We start from the raw sequence: 13,554 nt of genomic DNA, 5'->3' as shown, positions 1-13,554 counted from the left end.
TAGCCAACGGGGGCGTGGTGTCCGGGAGGGCGCGCTAAACTCGATCGATCTTCTTCAGGGTGGCATTCGATGGCCGATGATTCCGGGGTAAGCGCGGTGGAACGAGCGTTGAGCCTGCTCGACGCTTTCAACGAACTGGACTATGCATTGACGCTCGCCGATCTTGCGCGGCGCACGGGACTCTACAAGAGCACGATCCTGCGGCTGGCCGAGTCACTGCAACGCATGGGTTACCTCAAGCGCCTGGCCGACGGCTCTTTTCAGTTGGGTGCCGCGCCACTGCGGCTCGGTGCGATCTACCAGCGGCAATGCCGCACCTCGGAACACGTCCCCGAGGTGCTGCGCGAAGTGGTCGAGGCAACCTACGAGTGCGCATCGTTCTATATCCGCGACGGTGAACATGCGGTGTGCCTTCATCGGGTCGACTCGGCCCGCATGATCCGGGATGCCATCCGCGAAGGCGACCGCTTGCCAATCGACAAGGGCGCCGCCCCACAGGTGCTTTTGGCCTTCGGAGAGAAGAAGACCGGAAAGAAATATGACCGCATCCGCGCCGAGATGTCTTGCGCCTCGTTCGGCGAGTACGACGCGGAGATCGCGGCCTTGTCGGTTCCGGTGCTGAGCGTGAATCGACAGTTGGTAGGCGCGCTGACGATTTCCGGACCGCGCTATCGCTTCGAGAACGTCGATCAGGCGCCGATGCTTCAGGCGCTTTTCGCCGGGGCACGCAAGCTGACCGATCTTTTCGGTGGCGACGCCACGTGGTTCGATGCCGCCTCTTGATGCGCAGCGCTGCGCGCCCCTTATGGTTCTCGGCGAATACCAAGAAGGCGGGCCCGCCGTATTTCAAGCGGGTTGCATAACGCTTGAGGCCCCTCAGCCCACACGCTCGCCGTCGAACCATCGCAGCAGACCGGTCTCAGGACCGCAATGGATGTACTCGAAGAGCTGATCGCCGGCCGGAAGCACATAAACTTCATGCCAGGTACGCAGCTGGTTGTCCTCGCCATAGCGCTTGTAGCGAGAGGTCGCAGCCTTGAAGATTGCCGCGTGCGTCGCGTGGTTCTCCGCCCACGCCTCCATGTGCCGCAGCGATAAAAAATGCCCGAGCGCATGCTCCTCGGGCAGTGGGCGCCCCTGTGCGTCGAACTTGCGCTGCATCCTCAGCGAAGCACAGCCTGTGGGCAACGGTGATTCGCGCAGATACGCCATGCCGTCTTGCAGCGGCTGCTGGAGATTCCTCTCGTAGTCGGCCAGTTGCTCTTCGTCCATGCGCCCCCACGTATTGGCGGACCGGATCACGGCGAGATTGTGAGGCGGCGTGATCCGCCAGCGCTCGCCGTACCCGGCACGCCCGGACTGCGCGACCAGCATGGCGCCTTCCGGTGCATCCAGAGGATCGCGCGCAGCCAGGGGAATCCGGTCGCGCATCGCACCGTAGTAGCCACAGTAGGGAGTAGGGTAGATCGCAACCTCATCGCTCGACATCAAGCCTGCGGGGTAGTCCTGCCAGTAGATGCTCTCTTGGCGCTCTCGCGGCACACGCAGAACCTCGCGCCACACGCCCGTCTGGTCGTGCAGGCGCTCTTTCGAGGCCCACCACGATTGCAGTACGTCGTCGGATCGCCAACGTTCAAACCGGCCCTCGTCAACCCAATAGGCGGCGATGACATGGTTGCGCAATCCCTGTCTATCGGTGAAGCGCGCGATATCGAAGGTCGTGGGACCGGCGGCATGCGACAGCGCATCCTGTGCCCAGCGGAAGAACGCACTCCGCGCGAGCGCTCCGTCGTCCGTGCCCTGCACTGCCCAAAAGCCCACGCGCATCTGCATGCAGTCGGGCGGCAATTGGAAAGACCAGCGCTGCACTTGAGGAACGAAGTCCTCGCGCTTGCGCAACGGAAACCCTCGCTCTGACGGGCCATAGGCTTCCGCGGGCGCGTTCTCGATCAGCTTTGCAGTCATAGCTTCTTTTGCCGGATGCCGCCAAGGTGAGGCCCATCCCCTGCGCAGCGAAATTCCGGCGGGAATCGCAGTATGTTGATCATGCCGAAGCCTACGCAAGGCGAATCTGCGCAATGGAGCGTGCAGAAGTTGCCCAAGGCCGCCTTGCCACATAGGCGCAACCCGATGTGCGATTTTGCCTGGGGACGCCCGCATCGGTGGCAGCCGCGTGTTCCGATACATTGAGGCTCCTCACCAGTAGAAGAGCTCTCGCCATGTCTCAAGACATCAGCACCAAATTGATTCACCACGGCTATGTCCCGCCTGCCGGATATGCGGCGGTTCCGCCCGGCGTGTTCAAGGGGTCTACGGTCTTGTTCCCGAACGCGGCGACGGTGCGCGAACGTGCCAAGGCATTCGGTCACCGCGACGGGTACAGCTACGGCCTCTACGGCACGCCTACAACGTACACCCTTGAACAGCGTCTGTGTACGCTGGAAAGCGGCCGGCACTGCCTGCTCTGCCCGAGCGGGCAGGCTGCCATTGCCACGGTCAACCTCGGCTTGCTGTCGGCCGGTGATGAGGTGCTTTTGCCGACCAACGTCTATGGGCCTTCGCTGCGCCATGCACGCACGACCCTCTCGCAGTTGGGCATCACCCATCAGTGTTACGACCCGATGGACCTCGCTGATCTGGAGGCCAAGCTCAGCGTGCGTACCAAGCTCGTCTGGGTCGAGGCGCCCGGCTCGATCACCATGGAATTTCCGGACCTTCGCTCGTTGGTGGCGACCATCAAGAACGCTGGCGCGATAGTCGGTCTCGACAACACCTGGGGTGCGGGCATCGCTTTCGCTCCCTTCGAGATGGGAGTGGACATCAGCGTCCACGCGCTGACAAAGTACCCTTCTGGCGGTGCCGATATCTTGATGGGCTCAATCATCACGAACGACGACAAGTTGCATGACAAACTCCGCGTCGCTTACCTGGATCTCGGCATGGGCGTGGGTGCCAATGATGCGGAACTGGTCCTGCGGGGACTGGCATCCATCAAGGCTCGCTATGACCTGCACGACGCTACGGCTCGAGCGCTCGCCTCTTGGTTGGCCAAGCAAAAGGGCGTTCTCCGGGTCCTGCATCCAGCGCTGGAATCTTGTCCAGGGCACGAATACTGGGCGACGCACTGCAGTGCAGCCGCCGGCCTCTTCTCGGTGCTCATCGACGAGTCCCATACCTCCGCACAAGTTGATTCCTTCTGCGATCGTCTTCGATTGTTCGGGGTTGGTCTGTCCTGGGGCGGTCCCATGAGCTTGGTCATGCCCTATGACATGGGAAGCCTGCGTAGCGGCAAGCACAGTTATGCCGGACATCTGCTGCGGTTCTCGATCGGCCTGGAGAGCGCTGACGATCTGCGAGAAGATTTGGCACAAGCGTTGTCCGAGGCGTTGGCTGCATAGACAGATTCTCAAAGCCCAGCGGTGCACCCGTGGAGTGATCTACAAAGACGCCGCGCCCCTTCATCATTTCCTCCGAATGGGAAAAACTTAAAGGGCAGGTGCATACCAGCGGGCGCAGACCAACATCACTTCCAAAGGATAGTGCAGCCGTTTGAGCACTTTGCGCAGTTCAAGACGCGTGCCCCAACGAATCTCGCAACCAGGCGCCTGGGCGTGGTGAACAACGTCGCAAGGAGGATCGGCCCCGACGCCTCCGCGCAATTGTGACACCCTGGTCGCAGGCTGCTTTGCGGAGCCTAGCTTTCCTTATCGAGTAGGCTTTGCAGGCGTCGAACCGCCGCCTCCACCGCCACATCGTGCTGCGATGCTGGAGGGGCGTTGGCTGCATACAGACGCAGCACGCGAGCCAGCAGTGGGCCTGCACTATCGGTCGCCGGAATCGATCCGTGCCGATGCGTTTCGGCATTCCCGCACAACGCGGCAACCGCGGCGAACTCTGCATCGCGTTCCGCTGCCATGATCTTCTGACGGGTCTGCTCCACGGAGGTAGGCGGCAACCCGGCGAAACCGGGCTTGAGGGCTGCGCGCAGCGCCCGCAGTGGTGCGATGACCTCGCGCCGCCACGATCCGACACGCGCCTCAGCGCTGGCAAGCGCCTGTTCATCGAGGGCGATGCCCTTGGCGGCAAAGAGGTACATGGCGTGCAGCAGCACCACCACGTCGACGCCCGCGCGATCCTGCAGAAGGAGGCAGGCCTCGGCCACTCCCGGCTGCGCGTAGACGCGCAGGACATGGTTCAACTCGATGGAGAAGGCATCGGATGCGGTATCGGTCATGGGTCGGGGGAAGGGGCAGGGATACGTGGCGTTTGCGGAGGCGCACAGGTCCGGCCGCATTTACGTGCCACGCGACTCCTGCTGGTCCAGGCTGAGCCTGTCGGCGAGAAAGTCCAGGAAAGCGCGAATCTTGCTGGGCATGCCCTTTCGGCTGAGCACCAGCGCGGTGGCATGCATCGACGGGCTTTCCCAATCCTTTAGCACGCGCTGCAGGCGCCCGCTGCGCAGGTCGTTGGCGCACATGACGTTGGGCAGCATGCTCATGCCGACGTGGCCGATGGCCATCTCGCGCGCAATGGAGATGTTGTTCACCACCACCTTCCCCTCGATGTTGGCGAAGCGGTGCGTTGCCTGGTTGCGCAGGGTCCAGATGCCATCCATGCGCTGCTGCGCGGTGATGATGCAGTCGTGGCGGTGCAGATCGTCCACCGAGAGCGGCACGCCGCGGCGCGCAAGGTATTCGGGGCTGGCGTAGACGCCACGCGTGATGGTTGCGATGCGTCGGTAGGTGAGATCCGTGTCCTTCAGCGGCCCGAGCTGGATTGTCAAGTCGTAGGGGTCTTCCCTTGGATTGACCTGGCGGCTGTTCACGTCGACCTCCAGTTCGAGCTCCGGATAGGCCAGCACGAACTCGGCGATCGCCTTGCCGATCCACGACACACCGAAGTCAATGGGAATGCTCACGCGCAGCGCGCCGCGCATGGCGGTTTGCAGTTGCAGGGTGTCCAGCCCGGCCTGCTCGACCTGGTCCACCACGCGCCGGCAGTGCTCGTAGAAGCGTGTGCCGATCTCGGTCGTCGTGAGCCGTCGCTGGCCCTTCTTCAGCAGGACGGTGCCGACCTGCTGCTCGAGCTGCGTGAGCTTGCGGCTGATGGTCGACTTGGGCATGTTCAGCTCGGTCGCGGCCCGCGTGATGCTCTGCGCGTTGACGACGTCGTAGAACAGGCGCAGCGAATTCAGATCGAGTTTGTCGGTCATGCAGATCGGTGTGTTCGGGGAGCTGGGCGGTCCCGAGCGTAGTCGACATCAGGGGCAAAGCGGTATTCGTGCGTTCCATAAATGGAACTCCCGGTCCATCCCTGCAGCTATTCGGAACGCAGCCCTGTTCCTACGATGATCCCCGCGACACAGATCGCGAGCGCGGGCCACCGACGGGACCGCACTCCGCGATTCACCAAAACAAGGAGACAAGCCAATGAAGAGACACGCACTCTCGCGCCGGACGCTGCTCAAGGCAGCCTCGGCCTTTGCACCTGCCACGCTCCTCGGGCTCGGCACGCTCGCCGGCGGCACGGCGAGGGCACAGCCCGCGCTGAAGTGGGCCAACCTGACGCCCGGCTTCACGACGCTGCTGACCGACTACATGGTCGCCAAGGAGCTCGACAAGGCCAACGGGCTCCAGCTTGGCAAGCCGACCGCGTACACCGCGGTGACCACCTACTACAACGACTTCGTCGCCGGCAACTACGACGTGTGCATCGGCAGCTGGGACACCTTCGCCTCGCGCCACCTCTCCGGCGTGCCGCTGCAGTACGTGTGCTCGGTCACCACCGGCAACATGATCAACATCATCACCCAGGTCAAGGGGCCGGAGACGATCCAGGCACTCAAGGGCAAGACGCTGGCGGCCCCGCAGTCCACGGGCACCTACCGGATGATGCGCGCCGTGGTCAAGGACCTCGCCGGGATCGACCTCGAGACCCACGCCGTGGTTCAGAACGTCGACAACCCGGCCGCTTCGGTCACGCTGGTGATGGCCAATCGCGCGGACGCCGGCCTGACCTGGGAACCCAACGTGTCGGTCGGGCTGGCTCGCGTACCCGACATGCGGGTGCTCTACAACGCCGGCGAGGAATACCGGCGCCGCGTCAACCTCGACCTGCCGTACTTCGGCGTGGCGGTGCGCAAGGAGGCCGTTGCCCGCGACCCTGGCTTGGTGGCCCGCTTGAACAAGGCCTTCGGCGAGTGCATCGAGGGCATCAACAGCAAGACTGAAGAGGCGGTGAAGATCGCCGGCGCCAACTCCGGCATTCCGCCGGACGTGCTGAAGACGGCGATCGCCTCGAAGCGGTTGGAGTTCAAGCATGTCTCCATGCAGACCGCGGAGGGCCGCCGCAGCATCGTGACCGCCAGCGAATTCCTGGTGCGCAACGGTGCGCTCACCAAAATCGTCGACAACGGGTTCTTCGCAGCATGAAGCAGGCTGAACTCCGGGCCGTCGACATGGCCAAGCCTGCCTCTTCCTCCTCCGCTGCGGCGGGCCGGAAGTCGCCGACCACCGCGGCCATCACTGTGCCCAAGGTGCGCGATCGCAGCGAGCTGAAGGCGCTGTTGGTCGTTGTCGTGCTGATCTTCGGCGCGATGGAGGTCGGCAGCTGGTATGTGCCCGAGTACGTGATGCCGTCGCCGACGGTGATCGCGAAGGCGTTGGCCCAGCTGCTCACCACCGACCTGCTGCACGTGGCCATCACGCTCGGCCGGCTGTGCGTGGCCATCGTCTTCTCGGCAGTGGCCGGCGTGGCCATCGGACTGCTGATGGGCACCTCCAAGAAGGTGGGACCCTATCTGAAGGCGCTGGTGGTGGTGGATACCGGCATCCCTGCGCTGTCGTGGATGCTACTGGCCGTGTTCTGGTTCAAGGATCCGGAGGCGCGCATCTTCTTCATCCTCACGGTGATCCTGCTGCCCTTCTATGCGCTCAACATGTACGAAGGCGTGCGGGCACTGTCGACCGACTGGGTGGACATGCTGGAGAGCTTTCGCCCGAGCCGCTGGAAGATGCTGCGCTACCTGGTCGCGCCGCACATCGTGCCGTACATCTTTCTCACCACGAAGTCGGTGATCGGCTACGCGATCCGCATGGTGATCTTCGCGGAGCTGGTGGCCTCGGCCTTCGGCATCGGCTCGCGCATGAGCTTCGCGCAGTCGACCTTCCGCATCGACCAGGTGCTGGCATGGACGGTCCTGCTGGTCGTGCTCAACCTGCTGATCCAATGGCTCGCGACCCTGGCCGAGGCGCGCTTCCTTGGCTGGCGCAAGGAAGCAAAGGTGCGCTGACATGACGACGACCTCCACATCCCTGATCGAGCTGCGCGACGTCAGCAAGCGCTTCGGCGACCACACGGCGATCGACCACCTGTCGATGGAAGTCCGCGAGGGCGAAACCGTGGCGCTGCTGGGTCAAACGGGTGCCGGCAAAAGCACCGTGATGTCGCTGCTCATGGGCACCTCCTCGGCCGACGAGGGCACGGTGCGCGTCGCCGGCGCCGACCCGGCGCGCGACTTCGTGGCGCTGCGCGGCAAACTGGCCGTGAGTTTCCAGACCGACCGGCTGCTGCCCTGGCGCACCGCCCAGGAAAACGTCGAGCTCGGCCTGCTGCTGCTCAACCGGCCCCGCGCCGAGGCGCGCGAGCGCGCGGCGCAATGGCTGCGCCGCGTGAAGCTGGGCGATGCCGGCCACAAGTACCCCTCGGAGCTCTCGGGCGGCATGCGACAGCGCGTGTCGCTGGCGCGGGCCCTGGCAGTCGATCCGGCGCTGGTCCTGCTCGACGAATCCTTCAGCCAGCTCGACCATGTGACCTCGCAGACCCTGCGCCGCGACTTCGCCGAGATCGTGCGCGAGCAGCGAAAGACCTGCGTCTTCGTCACCCATCGCATCGAGGACGCGCTCGAGATCGCCGACCGGATCCTGGTGCTGGCCGCGCCGGCCCGCGTCTGCCTGGAGCTGTCGGTGGGCGTCGCGCAGCGCCAGGACGCGGCCTGCATGGCCCGCATGCACCAGCAGATCGAGCACGCCATCGGCGGCGAAACCGATGCATCGGCCGAGGCCGGGCACCCCACTTCTTCCTTCACGACAACAGAGCACTAAGAGAAAGCGAAACAACCCATGAGCTACCAGGACATCATCGTCGAGCAGGTGGAGGGCTGGCTGGAGGTCACCATCCACCGGCCCGAGAAAATGAACTCGCTGCGCGAGACCACCGCCGAGGAGATCCTCGACGTGCTGGGCGAGGCGGAGTCGAACCGCGAGATCGCCGCCGTGATCCTGCGCGGCAGCGACAAGGCTTTTTGCACCGGCATCGACACCAGCGAATTCAGCATCGGCGACAACGAGTACTTCGACTTCTATCGCAAGCGCCGGCGCTCGCGCAAGGTCAACGAGCTGTTCCGTTCGCTGCCCGGCTACAGCAAGCCCATCATCAGCGCCATCGAGGGCTTCGCGCTCGGCGGCGGGCTCGAGTTGGCCCTGGTGGGCGACATGATCGTCGCGGGCGCCAACGCCAAGTTCGGTCTGCCCGAGATCCGCCTGGGCCTGATGCCCGGCGGCGGCGGCACGCAGACGCTGCCGCGCCTGATCGGCCCCGCGCTGGCCAAGGAACTCATGTGGACCGGCCGGCGCATCACCGCGGCCGAGGCGCGCGAGTACCGGCTGGTCAACCACGTGACCGAGGCCGGCCGGGCGATCGAGAAGGCGCGCGAGCTGGCCCGCACCATCGCCGGCAACGCACCGCTGTCGGTGATGTTCACCAAGTCCGTGATCGACCGCGGCATGGACCTGCCGCTGGCCGAGGGCATGGCCGCCGAAGGCGACGCGTCCTTCATGTTGTATTTCACCAAGGACCGCCAGGAAGGCCTCAGCGCCTTCCGCGAAAAGCGCAGCCCTGGTTTCCGAGGAGAGTAAGAGATGAAGAAGAGAGACATCGTGATCGGCGGCTACGCTGAGACCGCCATCGATTTCAAGACCGGCCGCAGTGCCTACGACCTGGCGGGCGAAGCGCTCGACCAGCTGCTGGAGCGCACCGGCATCGACAAGAGCGAGATCGACGGCCTGTCGGTGACCACCGCGCTGTCGGAGGCGCAGAACCCCTTCTTCGCGGTCTACATGACCGAGGCGCTGGGCATCACGCCGACCTGGCTCAACTACGGCGGCATCGGCGGCTGCTCGGCCACCGGCGGCGTGGCGCGCGCCATGTCGGCCATCCGCGACGGCATGTGCAAGCTGGCGGTCGTGATGTCGTCCGACGCGCCCAGCTCCGACTGGCGCTCCAACTACGGCGCCTACCGCAGCGAGTTCCAGGACCCGCCCGGCGTGCAGGGTCCGCCCGCGACTTTCGGCCTGCTGATGAGCCGCTACATCCACCAGTACGGGCTCGACCCCGAGGCGCTGGGCAAGATCGCCATCACCCAGCGCGCCCACGCGCTGCACAACCCGAACGGCTACAAGAAGTTCCAGAAGGAACTCACGATGGAGGAGTACCTGAAGTCGCGCGTCATCTCCGACCCGCTGCGTGTGCTCGACAGCGTGATGTTCTGCGACGGCGCCAACGCCTTCATCGTCACCACCGAGGAGAACGCCAAGCGCCTCGGCCTGAAGAAGATGGTCTACCCCGTGGCCTACGGCGAGGTCACCAACTTCAACGGCGCCGATCCGCTGGCCGACATCACGCTGTCGGGCTTCACAAAAATCGGCCCCGAGGTGCTGCGCCGGGCCGAGCTCGCGCCCAAGGACGTGCGCATGTTCCAGCCCTACGACGACTTCACCATCGCCGTGATGATGCAGTTCGAGGCCTTCGGCTTCTGCGAGCGTGGCGAAGGATCGGCCTACACGCTGCGCACCAACCTGTCCTTCAACGGCGACCTGCCGCTCAACACCGGCGGCGGCCAGATCTCGGCCGGGCAGCCCGGCCTGGCCAGCGGCGGACTCAACCTGGCCGAAGCCGTGCGGCAGATGTTCGGCGAAGGCGGCAGCCGCCAGGTGCCCGACCCGCGCAACGCGCTGGTCACCGGCATCGGCGTGATCCCTTACGGTCGCAACTGGGGCACCAGTTCGGCCTTGGTCCTGGAGGCATGAAAAACATGAGCGATACCACCCCCACCACCGCCCCGGCCGCGCCGGTCCGACCCGTGCCGAAGCAGGGCGTCTACGTCGACAGCAAGCCTTTTTGGGACGGCATCGCGCAAGGCAAGCTGGTGCTGCAGTACTGCACCGTCGCCAAGCGCTTCCAGCACTACCCGAAGCCGGTCAGCGGCTTCACCGGGCGCCGCACGCTCGAGTGGCGCGAGGTCGCCGGCACCGGCACCATCTACGCCTGCACCGTGGTGCGCATCCCCGGTCCGGGCGTCGAAGGCCGCATCCCGCTGTGCGTGGCCACCGTCGAACTCGACGAGGGCGTGCGCATCATCGCCAACGTGCTGCGCTGCGCGCCGAGCGATCTCGCGATCGGCAAGCGGGTCAAGCTGGCGATCGACCACCTGACGCCCGAGCAGTCCTACCCGGCCTTCGAACTCGCCTAGGAGCGTCATGCGTCTCGAACACTTCATGGCGGCGCATGCGCTGCGCACGCCCGCCAAGTCGGCCGTCGTTGTCGGCACGCAGCGGCTGAGCTACGGCGACCTGCTGTCGAGCTCGCGCTCGCTGGCCGCCGGGCTGCGGCGTGCCGGCGTGGTGCAGGGCGATCGCATCGTCGTGTACCTGCCCAACTGCATCGAGTTCGTGCAGATCATGTACGCGGCCTTCTCGGTGGGTGCGATCGTGATTCCGGTCAACACCCGCAACACGCCGCGCGAGCTGGTGTATTTCGCGCAGGACAGCCAGGCGCGCGTGCTGGTGTTCCATGCCGAAAGCGCCGAGGCGATCGGCGCGTTGTCGACCGAGCTCCAGGGCATCCGCCGCGTGGCCGTCGGCGGCGAGGTGGCCGGCGCCGAGTCCTTCGAGACGCTGCGCACGCGCTCCGACGAGCGCCTGCCCGAACTGGCGCTGTCGCCCGACGACGCGATGATCCTCTACACGTCAGGCACCACCGGCAAGCCCAAGGGTGCGATCCTCACGCACGCCAACTTCGTGATCGGCAACGCCTTCATCAACGCGGTGGAGTGGGGCGTGACGGCCGACGACGTCTTCCTCGTCACCACGCCGCTCGCGCACCGCACGGGGCTGGCGCGGCTCATGAATTCGATGTGCCTGGGCTCCAAGCTGGTGGTGATGGAGCGCTTCGATGCGCAGGCCGCGGTCGAGACCATCGAGCGCGAGCAGGTCAGCGCCGCCGGCATGGTGCCCACGGTGGCGCGCATGCTGATGCCGGTGCTCGAGCAGCAGGCTGCGCGCTGCGCCAGCCTGCGTCACATCATCGTCACCGGCGAGGCCTTCCCGGTCGAGCTCAAGCGGCGCATGATCGGCTACCTGCCGCAGGCGCGGCTGCATTCCTTCTTCGCGATGACCGAGGTCGGATCGGTCACGGTGCTCGGCCACGAGGAGCAGTTCACCCATCCTGCGTCGGTCGGCCGCGTCACGCCGGGCGTGCAGGTCAAGCTGGTCGACGACAAGGGCCAGCGGGTGTCGGTGGACGATGTCGGCGAGATCCTGGTGCGCTCCGGAGAGGCCGGCCGCTTTACCACGATGAAGGGCTACTTCGGGCGGCCCGACGCCACTGCCGCGACCATCGTCGACGGCTGGATCCACACCGGCGACATGGGCCGCTTCGACGCCGACGGCTACCTCTACATCGTCGACCGCAAGAAGGACATGGTGCTCAGCGGCGGCTTCAACATCTATACCAAGGAAGTTGAGCAAGTGCTGGTCGAGCACGACGACGTGGCCGATGCCGCCGTGGTGGGCGTGCCAGACGAGATCTTCGGCGAGGCCGTGGTGGCCTTCATTGAACGCCATGCGGGCAGCTCGGTGAGCGCGGAGGCGATCCAGGAGCACACGCGCTCGCGCATCGCGAGCTACAAGAAGCCCAAGCACGTGTTCTTCGTCGATGCGCTGCCGCGCAACGGCGTGGGCAAGGTGCTGAAGGCCGAACTGCGCGAAAGGGCGCTGGCGCGCCTGGCGCAGCCCGTGTCATGAGTGCCGACGCAACGCGCTGGGACACGCAAGCCGCGCACTGGATCGGCGGCGCGTGGCTGCCTTCGGGCCCCGCTTTCGCATCGACCAACCCGGCCGACGCTTCGCTGATCGGCCATGCGCCGGCCGGCGGCACCGCCGAGGCGCAGGCCGCGATCAACGCCGCGCGCCATGCCTTCGACACCACCCCCTGGCGCCACAGCCCGCGCCTGCGGGCGCAGGTGCTGCTCGACATGGCGAACCGGCTGGCGGCCGATGCCGCATCACTCGCGCTGTTGCTCACGTTGGAGAACGGCAAGGTGCTGCGCGAGTCGGCCGGCGAGGTCGAGGGCGCGGCCTCGGAGCTGCGCTACTACGCAGGCATGGCGCGCAGCGCGGCCGGCCGCGTGGTCGAGCCCGCGCCGGGAGTGCGCTCGCTGATCACGCACGAGGCTGCAGGCGTGGTGGCGATCATCGTGCCCTGGAACGCGCCGCTGATCCTGTTCGTGCGCTCGCTCGCCCCGGCACTGGCGGCCGGCTGCACGGTGGTGGTCAAGGCGGCGCCTCAGGCCGCGCTCTTCATGCACCGCGTGGCGCATCGCCTGGCCGAGACCGAGGGCCTGCCGCCTGGCACGATCAACATCGTGCACGAGGCCGGTAGCGACGTGGCGCAGGCCTTCGTCGCGGCGCCCGGAGTCGACGTGTTGAGCTACACCGGCAGCACCGCTGTCGGCAAGGCCATCATGGCGGCGGCGGCGCCGCAACTGAAACGGCTGTCGCTCGAACTCGGCGGCAAAGCGCCCTGCGTGGTCTGCGACGATGCCGATCTGGGGCTCGCGGTGCGCGAGATCCTCGCGGCCGGCACCATCCTGTCGGGCCAGCAGTGCACCGCCGCCAGCCGGATCCTGGTGCACCGCAAGCTGCTGGGCGACTTCCGCGAGGCGATGGCGGCGGCGATGCACGACTTTCGCGTCGGCCCGGGCCACCTGCCCGACAGCCGCATGGGCGCGGTGATCGACGTCGCCAACCGCGACCGCATCCTGCGCCTGGTCGAAGACCCGAGCGAAGGCCACCGCATGGTGGTGCGCGGTGGTCCGGTGGCGGGCCTGCCCGCGCACGGCGCCTTCGTGTCGCCCACGCTGGTGGAGGTGGACGACCCACAGTCTGCGGCGGTGCAGGACGAGCACTTCGCGCCGCTGATGACGCTGGAGGTCTTCGACTGCGACCGCGGCGCGGTCGCTCTGGCCAACGCCACCCGTTTCGGTCTGGGCGCGAGTGTGTGGACGCGTGACAGCGGGCGCGCCCAGCGCATTGCGCGCGAGATCCGCTGCGGCACCGTCTGGATCAACGCGCACAACAAGCTATTCGCGGAAGCCGAGGTCGGCGGCTACAAGGAGAGCGGCTTCGGCCGGCTCCATGGGGCCGAGGGCATGCACGACTTCCTCGAGATCAAACACGTCTACCAGGAGATAGGCAGCCTTTGAGGCGGCCGCCATTG

At 66.0% G+C, this 13,554-nt stretch carries 13 protein-coding genes and 1 pseudogene; 10 read left to right on the top strand and 4 right to left on the bottom strand.

Features of this window, described 5'->3' with window-relative positions; genetic code table 11:
* Nucleotides 1-69: 69 nt before the first annotated feature.
* Nucleotides 70-783 carry an IclR family transcriptional regulator gene (locus ACSQ9A_RS31610; protein WP_436297775.1) on the top strand — a complete coding sequence of 238 codons (714 nt, stop codon included), beginning with the start codon at nucleotides 70-72 and terminating at the stop codon, nucleotides 781-783.
* 93 nt (nucleotides 784-876) lie between these two features.
* Here ACSQ9A_RS31610 and ACSQ9A_RS31605 read toward each other — a convergent pair whose 3' ends face one another.
* Nucleotides 877-1,965, bottom strand: coding sequence for a phenylacetaldoxime dehydratase family protein (locus ACSQ9A_RS31605; RefSeq protein ID WP_436306809.1), 1,089 nt, complete (start codon nucleotides 1,963-1,965; stop codon nucleotides 877-879).
* Between the two features lie 254 nt (nucleotides 1,966-2,219).
* Between ACSQ9A_RS31605 and ACSQ9A_RS31600 the strand changes: the two genes are divergently transcribed.
* Nucleotides 2,220-3,398 (top strand): PLP-dependent transferase, encoded by a 1,179-nt coding sequence (locus tag ACSQ9A_RS31600; protein WP_436297778.1) that lies wholly within the window; start codon nucleotides 2,220-2,222, stop codon nucleotides 3,396-3,398.
* A 3-nt stretch (nucleotides 3,399-3,401) separates the two neighbouring features.
* Here the strand turns inward: ACSQ9A_RS31600 and ACSQ9A_RS31595 are convergent.
* From ACSQ9A_RS31595 to ACSQ9A_RS31585, 3 genes and pseudogenes are all read right to left on the bottom strand, one after another.
* Nucleotides 3,402-3,590, bottom strand: a pseudogene (locus ACSQ9A_RS31595) (hypothetical protein); the annotation flags it as partial.
* A gap of 104 nt (nucleotides 3,591-3,694) precedes the next feature.
* Nucleotides 3,695-4,234 carry a TIGR02444 family protein gene (locus ACSQ9A_RS31590; RefSeq protein WP_436306808.1) on the bottom strand — a complete coding sequence of 180 codons (540 nt, stop codon included), beginning with the start codon at nucleotides 4,232-4,234 and terminating at the stop codon, nucleotides 3,695-3,697.
* 60 nt (nucleotides 4,235-4,294) lie between these two features.
* Nucleotides 4,295-5,212, bottom strand: coding sequence for a LysR family transcriptional regulator (locus tag ACSQ9A_RS31585; RefSeq protein ID WP_436306807.1), 918 nt, complete (start codon nucleotides 5,210-5,212; stop codon nucleotides 4,295-4,297).
* Between the two features lie 217 nt (nucleotides 5,213-5,429).
* Between ACSQ9A_RS31585 and ACSQ9A_RS31580 the strand changes: the two genes are divergently transcribed.
* The 8 genes from ACSQ9A_RS31580 to ACSQ9A_RS31545 are packed head-to-tail and all read left to right on the top strand — an operon-like array spanning nucleotide 5,430 to nucleotide 13,540.
* On the top strand, nucleotides 5,430-6,431 hold the full coding sequence (locus ACSQ9A_RS31580; protein WP_436306806.1) for an ABC transporter substrate-binding protein: 1,002 nt from the start codon (nucleotides 5,430-5,432) through the stop codon (nucleotides 6,429-6,431).
* The gene (locus tag ACSQ9A_RS31575; RefSeq protein ID WP_436306805.1) at nucleotides 6,428-7,291 is read left to right on the top strand and encodes an ABC transporter permease; all 864 of its coding nucleotides are present in this window, start codon (nucleotides 6,428-6,430) and stop codon (nucleotides 7,289-7,291) included. The genes ACSQ9A_RS31580 and ACSQ9A_RS31575 overlap by 4 nt, the downstream gene beginning before the upstream one ends.
* A gap of 1 nt (nucleotide 7,292) precedes the next feature.
* Nucleotides 7,293-8,102 carry an ABC transporter ATP-binding protein gene (locus ACSQ9A_RS31570; RefSeq protein ID WP_436306804.1) on the top strand — a complete coding sequence of 270 codons (810 nt, stop codon included), beginning with the start codon at nucleotides 7,293-7,295 and terminating at the stop codon, nucleotides 8,100-8,102.
* Between the two features lie 18 nt (nucleotides 8,103-8,120).
* A complete protein-coding gene (locus ACSQ9A_RS31565; protein ID WP_436306803.1) occupies nucleotides 8,121-8,915 on the top strand; it encodes an enoyl-CoA hydratase/isomerase family protein in 795 nt (264 codons plus the stop codon).
* Nucleotides 8,916-8,918: 3 nt separating this feature from the next.
* Nucleotides 8,919-10,085 carry a thiolase family protein gene (locus ACSQ9A_RS31560; protein ID WP_436297785.1) on the top strand — a complete coding sequence of 389 codons (1,167 nt, stop codon included), beginning with the start codon at nucleotides 8,919-8,921 and terminating at the stop codon, nucleotides 10,083-10,085.
* 5 nt (nucleotides 10,086-10,090) lie between these two features.
* Nucleotides 10,091-10,528 carry a Zn-ribbon domain-containing OB-fold protein gene (locus tag ACSQ9A_RS31555; RefSeq protein ID WP_436297786.1) on the top strand — a complete coding sequence of 146 codons (438 nt, stop codon included), beginning with the start codon at nucleotides 10,091-10,093 and terminating at the stop codon, nucleotides 10,526-10,528.
* A 7-nt stretch (nucleotides 10,529-10,535) separates the two neighbouring features.
* Nucleotides 10,536-12,080, top strand: a complete 1,545-nt coding sequence (locus ACSQ9A_RS31550) for a class I adenylate-forming enzyme family protein (RefSeq protein WP_436306802.1) — start codon at nucleotides 10,536-10,538, stop codon at nucleotides 12,078-12,080.
* On the top strand, nucleotides 12,077-13,540 hold the full coding sequence (locus ACSQ9A_RS31545; protein WP_436306801.1) for an aldehyde dehydrogenase family protein: 1,464 nt from the start codon (nucleotides 12,077-12,079) through the stop codon (nucleotides 13,538-13,540). Before ACSQ9A_RS31550 ends, ACSQ9A_RS31545 begins: the two co-directional genes overlap by 4 nt.
* The last annotated feature ends 14 nt before the right edge of the window (nucleotides 13,541-13,554 follow it).

The organism is Variovorax sp. LjRoot290, assembly GCF_964253985.1.
Lineage (GTDB): Bacteria > Pseudomonadota > Gammaproteobacteria > Burkholderiales > Burkholderiaceae_C > Variovorax.
Note: the sequence above shows the minus strand (reverse complement) of the source record. Positions and strands in the feature narration are given on the sequence as shown.